This window comes from Streptomyces profundus, assembly GCF_020740535.1.
Taxonomy (GTDB): domain Bacteria; phylum Actinomycetota; class Actinomycetes; order Streptomycetales; family Streptomycetaceae; genus Streptomyces; species Streptomyces profundus.
In genome coordinates this window covers 6,272,783-6,286,476 of record NZ_CP082362.1, presented here as the reverse complement: position 1 = coordinate 6,286,476, position 13,694 = coordinate 6,272,783, and the positions used below count along the sequence as shown (strand labels likewise).

The following is a 13,694-nucleotide window of genomic DNA, read 5'->3' as shown; positions in this document are numbered from 1 at the left end:
TGTCAGCCGCGCAAAGGAGCTTATGAGCATGGGATACGCCCGCGACTACGCCACCGCGATCATGCATCGCGGGCGGGTGCCGATGGAGCCGGTGGACTACGTGCCCAACTGGGCGGACGGGCCACGGAAGACCAAGCACTACCCGGGCACCGAGCGGCTGCCGCTGCCTGCGGGACCCGCCTACCCGGCGGAGGCCACCGTGGAACGCGGCCTGCTGGCCCCGCCCGAGCCGGCGGACCCCGAGGAGCCGGCCGCGTTCGATCTGGGCACGCTCTCCGGGCTGCTGCGGGACTCCTACGGTCTGGTCGGCCGCCGCCTCGGCGTGCAGGCCAACACGGACCTGGGCGCGCTGCCGTTCTATCCGATGGCCAACTGGTCGCGCGGCACCGCGTCCGGCGGCGGGCTCTACCCGGTGTCGGTGTACTGGGTCTCCGGCGCCGGCGGCCCGGTGCCGCCCGGGGTGCACTACTACTCGGCGCGCCACCACGCGATGCGGCGGCTGCTGACCGGGGACGTCAGCGGCGTGGTGCGGGAGGCGCTCGGCGACGGCGCGCCGGGCCAACCGACGGACCAGTACCTGGTGTTGGGCATCAAGTACTGGCAGAACGCGTTCAAGTACAACAGCTTCTCCTTCCACGCCGTCAGCATGGACCTCGGCGCGCTGCTGGGCACCTGGCGGATGTGGGCCGGGGCGCGTGGGCTGCCGCTGGAGCCGGCGCTGTGGTTCGACGAGGAGCGGCTGGCCGGGCTGCTCGGCGTGCGTGGCACCGAGGAGGGCGTCTTCGCCGTGGTGCCCCTGCCCTGGGCCGGCGCCCCCTCCGAAGCCCAGGCCGAGGCGCCCGAGGTGTCGGTGGCCCACCGGGATCAGGAGCGGTCCCGCACGGTGCTGTCGTTCGAGGCGCTGACCGCCATGCAGGAGACGACATCGGCGGAGGCGTCGCGCCGCCCGCGGGCCGGGGCACTGGCCCCGGCGGCGGCGCTGTCGCCGCCGGCCGAGTGGCCGGCGAGGCCGCTGCCCGCGCGGGCGCCGCTCGAAGCCGCGGTGCGCGGCGCGCTGCGCGGGCGGCGCAGCAGCTTCGGCCGGTTCGCGGCCGAACGGCCGCTGGCCGGCGGCGCGTTGTCGGCCTGCCTGGCCGCCGCGCTGGCCGGTTCGCGGCTGGGCGGGGACGCGGCTGATGCCGGCGCCGACGGGCTGGTGAAGCTCTACGCCTTCGTCAACCACGTGGACGGGGTGGCGCCCGGCGTGTACGCCTACACGCCGGGCGAGGACGCCGAGCTGCGGCAGGTCACGGACGAGCCGCCGGGTCCCTTCCTACAGAAGAACTACTTCCTGGCCAACTACAACCTGGAGCGGGCCGGCGCCGTGCTGGTGCCGACGGTCCGCACCCACGCGGTGCTGGACGCGGTCGGGGATCGGGGCTACCGGCTGGTGAACGCGCTGATCGGCGGCGTCGCCCAGGCCACGTACACGGCGGCCTCGGCGCTCGACGTGGGCTGTGGGGTCGCGCTCGGCTTCGACAACATCTCCTACCGCGAGCGGCTCGATCTGCTGGACACCGACGAGGCACCGCTGTTGATCATGATGCTGGGCCATGAGCGCCCCGACCCGTCCGACTTCCGGTTCGAGATCGCCTGAGCCGACGCCGGCGCAGGAGAGGAGCAACGCATATGCAGGGCACGCCGACCACCGACGGGGGTCAGTTCGCGGCTGAACGCGCCGAGTCGGAGCTGGGGCCGAGGTTTGTGCTGCGGGTCGCAGGGCTGCCGGTCGACGCGGTGCGGGCGCTGCGCTCCCCCGCCGCGCGCGACTGGGCCGACGAGGTGCTGGCCGAACGGGAGCGGCTGCGGGCCGCCGCCGAGTCCCTCGGGGATCTGCTGCACGATCTGGTCGCGGGACGGGACGACGAGGCGGTGCGGCGGGCCCTGTTGAAGCTGCGCCGCGAGGTCTTCAACCTGCGGCTGCCGAGGAACCCGGACGCCGCGTTGGCGCTGGTCGCCTCGGTGGATCCCGAGGCCGCGCCGCCGCTGGCGCGCTGGCTGTCGGAGCGGGCCACGCTGGCCGAGGCCGAGGCGGCGGGCGACGCGCTGCTGACCGCCGAACTGACGCGCACCCGCGCCGCTTTGCGGGAGCTGCTGGCCGAGGAGCGGCTGCGCGACGGGGTGTTGCTCGCCTCGCCGGCGCTGGACGGTCAGCTGGACGCGTTCGCCGGAACGCCGCCGAACCGGGCGGACAAACGCGGGCGCAAGATCGAACGTTCGCTGCTGGCCTATCTCTACCGGACCGCCCGGAAGACCAGCCCGTTCAGCACCTTCACCGGCGTGGCGCTCGGCCGCCTCGCCGAGGAGGGCCAGGGCCCGGGGGCGGCGGCCGTGGCGGGCGACTGGCGTGGCCACCCCCGGCTGAACGTGCTGGCGGTGGGCCGGATCGCGGACGCCGTGGTCGCCGACCCGGCGCGGCGCGCCGATCTGCCGGTCGCGCCCGCGCCCGGCTGGGGCCTGGACGAGGACCGGGTGCGCTATGTGCGGCGCTGGGTCACGGCGGGCGACGACGACACGGCCGTCACCTTCGACACCGTCAAGGACCGGCTGTTCTTCCTGCGCCGCAGCGGGGTGCTGGACCGGATGCTGGCCCTCTTCGACCGCGCCGAGCAGGTGCGGTACGGGGAGGTCGCGGCGTGGCTGGCCAAGGATCTGGACGCGGCCCCCGACGAGGTGGAGCGCTATCTCGCCGCGCTGCTCGACGTGGGCATGGTGCGGGTGCCGTGTCTGAGCCTCCAGGCCCATGACACCGATCCGCTGGTGGCGTTCCAGCGTTCGCTGCGCACCCTGGAGCGCCCCTGGGCGGTGCGGGTCGCGAACGCGCTGGACGGTCCGGCGGACTGCCTGCGGCGCTTCCCGGCCGCCGATCCGGCGGGGCGGCGCGCGCTGCTGGCGGAGCTGCGCGGCCAGCTGGCCGATATCCAGCGGGAGTTGGGCATCGCCGAGCCCCGGGTGCCGCGCACCGTGCTCTATGAGGACACCGTCGCGCCCGAGGTGACGGCCGGGCGGGACGCCTGGACGGAGGCGCTGGCCGAGCCGCTGCGCTCGGTGGAGCGGGTGCTGCCGGCGTTCGACCTGACGCTGCCGCAGCGCCTCACCTTCCGTGGCTTCTTCCTGGCCCGCTATGGCGCCGGCGGGCGCTGCGACGATCTGCTCAAGCTGATCCACGACTTCCACGAGGACTTCTTCGACCAGTATCTGTCGTTCACCTCGCGCCGCACCGCCTTCAACGCCAAGGGCGACTACGTCCCGGAGGAGAACTGGCTGGGCCTGCCCCAGCTGCGCGCCGTGGACGCGGCCCGTCGGACGTTCGTCGACGGGGTCAGGGCGCGCTGGGCCGCCCGGCAGGAGGCCGGCACGGACGGTGAACTGGTCCTGGACGACGGCCTGTTCGACGCGACGGAGGCCGAGCTCGGGGCGCTGCCACGGGAGCCGGCACACCACAGCCACCATGTGCAGCTGGCCGGCGAGGAGCCGCTGGTGGTCCTCAACCGCTCCTACGGCGGGCTGCACTTCCCCTTCAGCCGCTTCACCCACTGCTTCGACGACGGGGACGCCAGGGGCGCGCTCTCCGTCGAGCTGCGCGAGCACGCCCGCCGGCTCCAGCCGCCGGGCGCGGTCTTCGCCGAGGTCACCGGCGGCCCGGTGACCAGCAACCTCAACCTGCACGGCCGGCTGACGGACTACGAGATCGTCTGCCCAGGCGAGACCAGCTCGGTGCCGGCGGACCGTCAACTGCGCCTGGAAGACCTCTCGATTGTCCACGACAAGGACACCGACCGGCTGAGCCTGCGCTCCGCCCGCCTGGGGTGCGAGGTGATCCCGGTCTATCTCGGCTATCTGGTGCCGCTGGCGCTGCCCGAGGTGCCCCGCACCCTGCTGCTGCTCTCGCCGACGTCGATGGCGCCGCTCGACGTGTGGGGCGGCGTCCCCGAGGCCGAGCCGGAGCGGGGCGTCACCCGCCGGCCCCGGGTGCGGTACGGCCGGCTGGTGCTGGCCCGGCGCAGCTGGCGGGCACCGGCCGAGGTGCTGCCGCCGCGCGCGGCCGGCTCGGGCGACGCCGCCTGGTTCCTCTCCTGGCAGCGGTGGCGGCGTGAACACGGCCTGCCGGCACGGGTCTTCGCCACCGTCAAGGACAGCGCGGCGCGCGGCGCGACCGGCGCCAAACCGCAGTTCGTCGATGTCGACAGCCCGCTCTCACTGCTGGCCTTCGAGGGGCTGCTGCGCTCGAACGAGGCCGTCGTCACCTTCCGCGAGGCGCTGCCCGACGAGGAAGGCCCCCATCTGCGGACCGAACGCGGCGCCCATGTCATGGAGTTGGCCGTGGAGACCGCGACATCCGCCCACCACCACACCCGCCCGGAAGGGGACTCCTGGTGAACCGACCCGGACAGTGGCAGGCCGTCCATATCTACTACGCCGCCAACCCCGTTCCGCTGCTGCTGAGTTGTGTGCGACCGCTGGTCGCCGAGCTGCGTGAGGAAGGTCTGGTCGACGGCTGGTTCTATATCAACTACTGGTTGGAGGGGCCGCATGTGCGGCTCCGCCTCAAGCCCTCGTCCGAGGCGGCGGAGCCCGAGGTGCGGCGCCGCGCCGAGGAGGCGATCGACGCGTTCCTCGCGGAGCGGCCCGCGCTCTACGAGGTGGACTCCGGTTTCCTCAACGAGTTCTACAACCAGCTCTTCGACATCGAGTTCAGCGCCGACGAACGCGCCGGCTATCTGGACGACGAGGGCCGGATGAACGTGCGGCCCAACAACTCCCGCAGCTGGCTGCCGTACGAGCCCGAGTACGGCAAGTACGGCGGCCAGGACGGCATCGAGCTGGCCGAGTGGCACTTCGCGCGCTCCAGCGATCTGGTGCTGGAGGCGCTGCGCACCAAGAACCTCCATCTGCGGACCGTACTGCTGGGCACCTCGGCCCAGTTGATGATGGTGATGTCCGCCGCCTTCATCCGGGACGAGACCCGGCTGGTCGACTTCCTGCGCCGCTACTACGAGTTCTGGCACCGCCTCTTCCCCGACACCGGCTTCATCACCAGCGACGAGTACGAGCGGAAGGCCGACGAGGTCGCGCCCGAGCTGGCCCGCTGGTTCGCGCGGGTCCGCGCGGCCGAGGCCGGCGACGAGGCGCCGGCGCTGCCCGCGTTCCTCGCCGGCTGGGCCGCGCACTGCCGGGAGCTGCGGGAGCGTGTCACCGCCCTGGCCGAGGACGGCCGGCTGGTCTTCCGCTCCTGGGACGGCACGGCCGACGAGCCGGTCACCGATCCGGACGAGGCGCTTGAGCGGCTGCTCTCCCCCTATATGCACATGACCAACAACCGGCTCCATGTGACGCTCCAGGACGAGGCGTATCTCTCCCATGTGCTGGGCCGGGCGCTGCGCCCCGCGCCCGCCGACGCCGGCCCGGGGCGGTGAGCCGATGGACTCCCTGGCCAAGCACCGGCCCCGACTCAGACCCGAGGTCCTGATCAGCGAACCGCTGCTGCTGGGGCCCAGGACCGTGCATCTGGTGAAGGACACCGACAGCGGGCAGTCCTTCGAGGTGGGTGCCCGCGAACGGTTCCTGATGGTGCGGATGGACGGCGACCGCACCCTCGCCGAGATCGGCACCGACTACGCGGAGACGTTCGGCAAGCGCCTGGGCGACGCCCAGTGGGGCCAGTTGCTCGGCCTGTTGGGCGGCCGTGGGCTGCTCGAAGGCGCCCCCCGGCCGCCGGCCGGAGAGGCCGAGGCGAAACCCGCCAACGGGCTGCTGGGCGGCAGCGTCAAGCTGGTCGCCGACGCGCATACGACGGCCGGCCGGCTGCACCGCCACACCGGCTTTCTGCTGAGCCGCGCCTGGGGGATCGCCCTGCTGGCCGCCCTCACCGTGATGCTGGGGGCCCTCGCGCTCAACCTGGGCGCGCTGATCGAGGGCACCGCCACCGTCTTCACCCACCCCGTGCTGCTGATGGGCGTCGCCACCCTGCTGTGGTTCTCCACCGCGCTGCACGAACTCGCGCACGGCGTGGCCGCCAGGCACTACGGCGGGCAGGTCGGGGAGATCGGGCTCCGCTGGCGGCTGCCGGTGGTGATCATGTACTGCACCGTGGACAACTACCCGTACATGTCGACGCGTTGGCACCGCATCGTGGTGGCGGGCGCCGGGGCGGTGATGAATCTCCTCTTTCTGCTGCCGTTCTTCGTCTGGTGGGCGCTGGCCCCCGAAGGCGACACCAGGGAGGGGCTGGCCGGGCTGCTGTTCCTCGGCACCCTCCAGGCCGCGGCGATGCTGGTGCCGCTGCCCCCGCTGGACGGCTACACCATCGTCGGCCAGCTCCTGGGCACCGCCAAGCTGGCCGAGTCCACCCGCGTCTACTGGACGTCGGCCCTGCGCCGCGCGCCGGGCGCCGCCGCCTACCCCCGGCGGGCCCGCACCGCCTACCGGGCGTACGGTGTGGGCGCCGTGCTGGTGGTGGCCCTGCTGGTGACCGCGCTGATCCTGCTCGTCCAGGCCCTGTTGAACGTCTCATGACCGTCTCGTGAAGGAGAGCCCCGTGCCCGACAACCCCACCGGGGAGAGCCCGGCCGTCCGCCTGGAGGCGGTTCGGAAGAGCTATGGCGACATCCGGGCGGTGGACGACGTCTCGTTCACGGTCGAGCGCGGCGAGTTCTTCGGTCTGCTCGGGCCCAACGGCGCCGGCAAGACCACGCTCATCGAGATCATGGAGGGCCTGCGCCAGGCCGACTCGGGCACCGTCCGGGTGCTCGACCGCGCGCCCTGGCCACGGGACGCCGAGCTGCTGCCCAAGTTGGGCGTGCAGACGCAGAGTTCGGCGTTCTTCGTGCGGCTCACCGCGTTCGAACACCTCAAGACCGTCGCCGCGCTCTACCGGGTGGATCGCGCGGCCGTGCACAGCACGCTGGAGCTGGTCGGCCTCACCGAACAGGCCGGCGTCCGCGTCGAGGACCTCTCCGGCGGGCAGCGGCAACGGCTGGCCATCGCCTCGGCGCTGGTGCACTCCCCCGAGCTGATCTTCCTCGACGAGCCGACCGCGGCGCTCGACCCGCAGGCCAGGCGCAACCTCTGGGGCGTGCTGCGGGAGTTGAAGCGCGCGGGCCGCACCATCGTCTACACCACCCACCACCTGGACGAGGCCGAGGCGCTCTGCGACCGGGTCGCGATCGTCACCAAGGGCCGGATCACCGCGCTGGACAGCCCGGGGAAGCTGGTGGCGCGCGGCGCCTCGGGCGTCTCCCTGCTGGTGCCGGCCGAGCGGCTCAGCCTGGACGACGCCCGCACCCTGCCGGGCGTCACCGAGGTCACCCTGGACGGCGACTCGGTGGTGCTGCGCACCGAAGAGGCAGGCCCGGTCCTCGCCGCCGTGGAGAGGATCGCCGGTCTGGAGGGGGTGCGCACCCGCACCGCCAGCCTGGAGGACGTCTACCTCGAACTCACCGGGCAGGAGTAGCGGTTGCTCACCCGCCAGGCCACTTTCTCGACCCGTTCCCCACTCACCCTCGGAGCCACCACATGAGTGCCCATTCCGCGCTGGCGGAGGCCGGATACCGGGCCTACACCCGGGACAAGACCACGCTCTTCTTCACCTTCGCCTTCCCGCTGCTGTTCCTGATCGTCTTCGGCCTGATCTTCAACGGGCAGACGGTGGAGGAGAGCGGCCGGCCCTACATCAGCTATATCGCGCCAGGCGTGCTGTCCTGGGGCGTTGCCAACGCGGCCGTCTTCGGGGTGGGGTTCGTCCTGATGCAGTGGCGCAGGGACGACATCCTGCGGCTGATCCGGATGACGCCCACCCCGCTCGGCGCGGTGCTCGGCTCCCGCTATGTGCTGGCGCTGGGCATCGGCCTGGTCCAGGCCGTCGTCTTCGTCGCCGTGGCGCTGCTCCCCGCGCTGGGCCTGACCGTCGAGTCCGGCTGGCCGCTTGGCCTTCCGGTGCTGGTCCTGGGCATCACGGCCTTTCTGGCGCTGGGCGCCATCGTCGGCTCCTTCACCACCACGCCCGAGGCGGTCGCCGCCGTCGCCAACTGCCTGATGGTGCCGATGGCGTTCCTCTCCGGCTCCTTCTACCCCCTGGACGCGATGCCGTCCTGGATGGAGACGTTCTCCTGGGTGCTGCCGCTTCGGCATCTCAACGACGGGCTCTCGGCCGCTCTCACCGACTCGGGCGACAGCGGCGACATCCTCCTGGCCTGCGGCGGACTGGTCGCGTTCGCGCTGGTCTTCGGTGCGATCGCGTTCCGCACCTTCCGCTGGAGCGACCGCTCGTGACCCTGACCGCGAGCGAGGGCGCTCCTTCCGCCGCCGGCCCGCTCGGCGCCGCCACCCGGCACCTCGCCGACGCGCTGGAACGGCGCTGGCCCGCCGAGGGCGGCGAGGGCCCGGCGCCCCGCGTGGTGCCGCTTGGCGCCACCGACACCCTCGCCGCCGACCGCGACCCGCACACCGAAACGCGACCAGCCGCCACCGTGCATCTCACCTCCCGCGCCGTGCTGGTAGGCCCCTGGGGCGCGGCCGACAACAGCCCGTCGGCCTGCGGCCGTTGCCTGGCGGCCCGCTGGCAGCGGCTGCGGACCCGCTCCGAACGCGAGGCCCTGGAGGGCGGCGGCGAGCCGACGGGCGCCGAACGCTGGCCGATCCTCACCGACCACGCCATGGACGCCGTGCTCGCCGTCTGCCGGGCGATCGCCGCCCGCCCGCGCGACGGCGAACTCCCCCGCGTCACCAGGATCGACCTCGGCACCCTGGCCCTGGCCACCTTCCCGCTGCTGCCCGAGCCGCTCTGCCCGCACTGCGTCACGCCGACGCCGGACGGGCCCGAACACGGCCGGATGCTCCTGACGCCGTCGCCCAAGCCGGCCCCGGACATCTACCGCACCGGATCGCTCGACCAACTGGCCCTGCCGGAGCGGGCGTTGGCCAACCCGGTCTGCGGCGCGCTGGGCTCGACCACTCATCTCAACCCGGCCTCCACCACCACCGCGCCGATCTCCGGCAGCAACTTCGTGCGCGGCTACGCCGGCCTCAACGACGTCACCTGGAGCGGCCAGGCCGACGCCTACGCGACCAGCCGCACCCTCGCCTATCTGGAGGGCCTGGAACGCTACGCCGGCACCCACGCCCGACGCGGCCTCACCCCCCTGGTCGCCTCCTACGCCGAACTGGTCGACCGGGAAGGCGAGTCGGCCGTGCTCGACCCGCTGCGCTGCGGCGACTACGCGCCGGAGACCTACCGCGACGACCCGATGGTCAGCCCCTTCGACCCGACGCGCCCCATCCCCTGGATCTGGGGACACTCGCTGCGCGACGACCGCCCGCTGCTGGTGCCGGCCCGCCTGGTCCACTACAGCGCGGGCGTGCCGGCCGACAACTTCGTCTTCGAGTGCTCCAACGGCTGTGCCACCGGAGGCACCCTCGCCGAGGCGATCCTCTTCGGCCTGCTCGAACTCGTCGAACGGGACGCGTTCCTGCTGGCCTGGTACCGCCCGCGCGCGCTCGCCCGCGTCGACCCGCGCTCCGCCGGCGACCAGGCGGTGCGCGGCATGCTCGACCGCGCCGCGCTGCTCGGCTACGAGGTGCGGGCCTTCGACACCAGCAGCGATGTGGGCGTGCCCGTGGTGACCGCCCTCGCCATCCGGGCGGACGGCGGCCCCGGGCTGCTCTCCTTCGGCGCGGCGGCCAGCCTCGACCCGGAGGCGGCCCTCACCGGCGCGCTCAGCGAGGTGCTCACCTATATCCCGCACCTGCCCTACCAGGTCGCCGAACGCCAGGCCGAACTGGAGGCGATGGCCGAGGACTTCGGCCTGGTGCGGCAGCTCAAGGACCACGCCCAGCTCTACGGCCTCCCCCGGATGGCGCCATACGCCGCCGCGTTCCTGACCGAGGCGCCGGCCCGCCCGCTGGCCGGGGTCTTCGCCGACTGGGACGGCCAACGCCCGCGCTCCCACGAGCTGTTGGACGATCTACGGCTGCTCACCGACGCGCTGACCGACGCCGGCCACGATGTGATCGCCGTCGACCAGACCTCCCCCGAGCAGCGCGCCCTCGGCCTGCACACCGTCGCCACCCTCGTCCCCGGGCTGCTGCCGCTGGACTTCGGCTGGCACCGCCAACGGGCGCTGCGCATGCCCCGCCTGCGGGAGAGGGAAGGGGAGTGGAACACCGTCCCGCACCCCTTCCCCTGACGGGTGCGGATCAGCAGCCGCTGCCCACCCGGAAGGAGGTCATCTTGTCGTTGAAGTGCGAGGCGACGGCCGCCTCGGACTTCCCGGGGGCGACGGAGAACATACAGCCGGTGTAGTTGGAGTGCTCATAGACGCTGACGGTCTTGCCGGTGCGGTTCCAGTACGAGGTCATGCGGTCGTTCATGTCGTTGCCGACATTGCCCACGGACGAGCCGGAGTGCAGGAACCTGCCGGTGTAGCTGGAGTGTTCCCAGACACAGAACGAGCCGTTCGGGCACTGGCTGGAGTCGGCCGCCGCCGCGGGCGCGGTCAGCGTGACACCACCGGCGGCGAGCGTCAGAACCGCCGCGACCGACCACAGGCGTGCGACGACACTTCTGAATCCCATCGTGATTCTCCTCCGATTTCCCGTGCCGCCCGTTGTGGGCCCCACGGATACGGCGGCAGGCTATGGGCGGCCCCGACCGGCCGACCAGAACGCCTTCGCAGGTCAGAAGCGCTCGAAAGTGCCCCGATCGCCCCTCGCCGCACGGGAGTTGGGCCCACGACGGCAGCCCGCCCGGCCACCCGAACGAGCGACAGCCCCCGTGGACGTCCACGGGGGCTGCTGACAGCCGACGCACCCTAGCGACTCAGGCGCTGCACGAGGTGGTGCTGGTGGTGGCGGAACAGGTCGACGTCGAGGAGGTCGAGGTGGAACCGGCCAGCACGACCTCGGCGTCGTCCGCGTAGTCCGCGATCTCGAAGGTCTCCGACTCCAGCTCAAGGATCTCGTCGGCCAGCGTGGACAGCTGCGGCTTCTCGGACATCGTGGGCTCCCTCGTTCGACGGGCGACCGCCGGACTCCCCCGCGGTCGCGTCTGCTCGTCCCATCCCACCCGGTGCCGCCGCCACCGCGTCCACGCCCCGCTGTCACGCCGCTGTCAGCGCGTGACAGCGGCCCTCACCGGGAGGAGGGGCGGACCTTTCGGACAGGTCCGCTCCCGGGAGGGCCGCTGCGACTGGTGGCAGCGATCAGGCGCTGCAGGAGGTGGTGCTGCAGGTGCTGGAGCAGGTCGAGGTCGAGGAACACGAGGTGGAACCGGCCAGCACGACCTCGGCCTGGTCCGAGTAGTCCGCGATCTCGAAGGTCTCCGACTCCAGCTCAAGGATCTCGTCGGCCAGCGAGGACAGCTGCGGCTTGTCAGACATGTGGACTCCTTCGGTATGGGGGCGACCGCCCGTTCACGGGACGGTCACATCTGTGCGCACCATCACACCGGTCCGCACTGCCACCCGGCACGCACTAACGCTGTCAGCCCACTGACATCCGCTGTCAGCGCCCGAACCGGGCCGATCGCGCCGCGAGGACGTCGACCCGGACCCCCGGACTCCACGGCGAAGCCGTGGCCCTCGTAGAGCCGCCGAGCCCCCGCGGGGCCGCGCCGCGAACGCCCGCAGCCCTCGCGGGAGGACGGAGTCCGGTCCCGGGAGGGCTGCTTGGGCAGTGCGCCCAGCGCCTACGCGCTGCAGGAGGTGGTGCTGGTGGTGCTGGAGCAGGTCGAGGTCGAGGAACACGAGGTGGAACCGGCCAGCACGACCTCGGCCTGGTCCGAGTAGTCGGAGATCTCGAAGGTCTCCGACTCCAGCTCAAGGATCTCGTCGGCGAGCGAGGACAGCTGCGGCTTGTCAGACATCTTGGGCTCCTTCGATCGGCTGGGACGACCCCCGGGAACACGACGGTCGCCTCTGTCTCGACCATGACAACTCGACGCGCTGGCACCCCCACACCGGTTCCGCTGTCACGCCACTGACGTCAGGTGACAGCGCCCTGTGTCCTCGGTGATCAAGAGGTCCGGCAGGATGGGCGACGGTCAGAGAGGAGCACCGCCATGGCCGTGCCGCCGGATGTCCTCCGGTCCGCCGTCGAGCTCTATGTCGCGCTCCACCTCAGGCCCGAACTGTCGGGGGCCGAGCGGGACACGGCCGGACGGCTCGCCTCCTGGCTGGCGGAGGACGGCTACGCCGTCACCGGGGACATCGGTGGGCACGGCGTGGCCGGGGTGCTTCGCCGGGGCGAGGGCCCCACCGTGCTGTTGCGCGCCGAACTCGACGCGCTGCCGGTGGCGGAGGAGACCGGCCTCCCCTACCGCAGCGAGGTCCCCGGCGTCTCCCACGCCTGTGGTCACGATCTGCATCTGGCCGCCCTGGCCGGCGCCGCCAGGATGCTGGCGAGGGACACCGACGGCTGGCGCGGCACGCTGCTGATCGTCGGCCAGCCCGCCGAGGAGACCCTGAGCGGCGCCCGCGCCATGCTCGACGACGGCCTCTACCAGCTGGCGGGCCCGCCGGACACCGTGCTCGCCCAGCACACCGCGCCGCTGCCCGCCGGCACCGTCGCGCACGGCCAGGGCCCCATGCTGGCCGGCACGATCGCCCTCGACGCCGTGCTGCACGGTGTCGGCGGCCACGCGGGGGCACCGCACATGGCGGTGGACCCGGTGGTGGCGGCGGCCTCCGCCGTGCTCCGACTACAGACCGTGATCTCCCGCGAGACCGCGCCAGCGGAGCAGGCCGTGCTCACCGTGGGCCGGCTGCGCGCCGGCACCGAGTCCAACGTGATCCCCGACCACGCCGAACTCGGCCTGAGCCTGCGGGCGTTCGCCGAGCCGACGCTGGAGCGGCTGCTCGCCGCCGTGCGCCGGGTGCTGACCGCCGAGGCCGAGGCCGCCGGCGCGCCACGCCCGCCGGAGATCACCGTCCGCTCCCGTTCCCGGGCGCTGCTCCCCGACGGCGCGCTCACCGCCGAGTTGGGCGCCGCGCACACCAAGGCGTTCGGCCAGGGCCGGGTGCTGCCCTGGTCGCCCGCGACCGCCGCCGAGGACTTCGGCTGGTTCGGCCCCGAAGGGGCGACGTCCCACGGCCACCGGGACGTCCGCCTCGGCTACTGGATGCTGGGCACCGTTTCCGCCGCCGCCTGGCGCGCCGCCGCCGAGGGGGGACGTGCCGTTCCCGCCAACCACTCCCCCGCGTTCGCGCCCGATGTGCGCACCGCGCTGCCCACCGGCGCCGAGGCCCTGGTCACCGCCGCCTGTCACGCGTTCCACCGGGAACGGGAGTCGGGGGCGGCGCGCGCCGGGCACGCGCCGGCACCGAGCGAGGAGTCCGGGTGAGCTTCCCGCACAGCGTCCAGGAGGTGGCCGTGGTCCGTGGCGGCCTGGACGCGCTGCCCGCCGAGACCACCGCGGTACGGCTGTTCTGGCTGCTGCGCGCCCACGTCCCGCACGGCCTGCTCGTCGAGCCCGAACGCATCCGCCTCCGCATCGCCGTTCCCGCGGACGACGGCCCCACCCAGGCCCGCCGCGCCATGTGGGACGCCCTCGCGCACCACGCCTTCTCGGGCTGGCGCGTGGAGAGCTGACCGCGCGGGCCCGGGGCACGGATCCGCGCGAATCGGCGAAATCCGGTTGCGGCGGGAGCGGAAATGGGCCC

The 13,694-nt window shown here is 73.0% G+C and carries 13 protein-coding genes; 9 read left to right on the top strand and 4 right to left on the bottom strand.

All coding sequences use genetic code 11. The annotated features are described in order from the left end of the window. Positions 1–28: 28 nt before the first annotated feature. The 7 genes from K4G22_RS27195 to K4G22_RS27165 all read left to right on the top strand — a co-directional run bounded on the left by K4G22_RS27195 (position 29) and on the right by K4G22_RS27165 (position 10,223). Positions 29–1,636, top strand: coding sequence for a nitroreductase family protein (locus tag K4G22_RS27195; protein ID WP_228083096.1), 1,608 nt, complete (start codon positions 29–31; stop codon positions 1,634–1,636). Positions 1,637–1,668: 32 nt separating this feature from the next. Then, on the top strand, positions 1,669–4,419 hold the full coding sequence (locus tag K4G22_RS27190) for a lantibiotic dehydratase (RefSeq protein ID WP_228083095.1): 2,751 nt from the start codon (positions 1,669–1,671) through the stop codon (positions 4,417–4,419). Next, on the top strand, positions 4,416–5,456 hold the full coding sequence (locus K4G22_RS27185) for a thiopeptide-type bacteriocin biosynthesis protein (protein WP_228083094.1): 1,041 nt from the start codon (positions 4,416–4,418) through the stop codon (positions 5,454–5,456). The genes K4G22_RS27190 and K4G22_RS27185 overlap by 4 nt, the downstream gene beginning before the upstream one ends. 4 nt (positions 5,457–5,460) lie before the next feature. Further along, a complete protein-coding gene (locus tag K4G22_RS27180) occupies positions 5,461–6,555 on the top strand; it encodes a metalloprotease (protein ID WP_228083093.1) in 1,095 nt (364 codons plus the stop codon). A 22-nt stretch (positions 6,556–6,577) separates the two neighbouring features. Beyond that, the gene (locus tag K4G22_RS27175; protein ID WP_228083092.1) at positions 6,578–7,492 is read left to right on the top strand and encodes an ABC transporter ATP-binding protein; all 915 of its coding nucleotides are present in this window, start codon (positions 6,578–6,580) and stop codon (positions 7,490–7,492) included. A 62-nt stretch (positions 7,493–7,554) separates the two neighbouring features. Beyond that, positions 7,555–8,310 carry an ABC transporter permease gene (locus K4G22_RS27170; RefSeq protein ID WP_228083091.1) on the top strand — a complete coding sequence of 252 codons (756 nt, stop codon included), beginning with the start codon at positions 7,555–7,557 and terminating at the stop codon, positions 8,308–8,310. Further along, complete coding sequence (locus tag K4G22_RS27165) at positions 8,307–10,223, top strand: TOMM precursor leader peptide-binding protein (protein WP_425336758.1); 1,917 nt, start codon at positions 8,307–8,309, stop codon at positions 10,221–10,223. The genes K4G22_RS27170 and K4G22_RS27165 overlap by 4 nt, the downstream gene beginning before the upstream one ends. A 10-nt stretch (positions 10,224–10,233) precedes the next feature. Here K4G22_RS27165 and K4G22_RS27160 read toward each other — a convergent pair whose 3' ends face one another. The 4 genes from K4G22_RS27160 to K4G22_RS27145 all read right to left on the bottom strand — a co-directional run bounded on the left by K4G22_RS27160 (position 10,234) and on the right by K4G22_RS27145 (position 11,899). Next, positions 10,234–10,611: a peptidase inhibitor family I36 protein gene (locus K4G22_RS27160; RefSeq protein WP_228083090.1), complete on the bottom strand. Its 378-nt coding sequence runs from the start codon at positions 10,609–10,611 to the stop codon at positions 10,234–10,236. Positions 10,612–10,855: 244 nt separating this feature from the next. Continuing rightward, positions 10,856–11,032, bottom strand: a complete 177-nt coding sequence (locus K4G22_RS27155) for a thiazolylpeptide-type bacteriocin (protein ID WP_228083089.1) — start codon at positions 11,030–11,032, stop codon at positions 10,856–10,858. Positions 11,033–11,237: 205 nt separating this feature from the next. After that, positions 11,238–11,414 (bottom strand): thiazolylpeptide-type bacteriocin, encoded by a 177-nt coding sequence (locus tag K4G22_RS27150; RefSeq protein ID WP_228083088.1) that lies wholly within the window; start codon positions 11,412–11,414, stop codon positions 11,238–11,240. A gap of 308 nt (positions 11,415–11,722) precedes the next feature. Further along, positions 11,723–11,899 (bottom strand): thiazolylpeptide-type bacteriocin, encoded by a 177-nt coding sequence (locus tag K4G22_RS27145; RefSeq protein ID WP_062213866.1) that lies wholly within the window; start codon positions 11,897–11,899, stop codon positions 11,723–11,725. A 195-nt stretch (positions 11,900–12,094) separates the two neighbouring features. Here K4G22_RS27145 and K4G22_RS27140 point away from each other — a divergent pair, with 195 nt between their 5' ends. After that, a complete protein-coding gene (locus K4G22_RS27140) occupies positions 12,095–13,375 on the top strand; it encodes an amidohydrolase (RefSeq protein ID WP_228083087.1) in 1,281 nt (426 codons plus the stop codon). Next, a complete protein-coding gene (locus tag K4G22_RS27135) occupies positions 13,372–13,623 on the top strand; it encodes a hypothetical protein (protein ID WP_228083086.1) in 252 nt (83 codons plus the stop codon). Before K4G22_RS27140 ends, K4G22_RS27135 begins: the two co-directional genes overlap by 4 nt. The last annotated feature ends 71 nt before the right edge of the window (positions 13,624–13,694 follow it).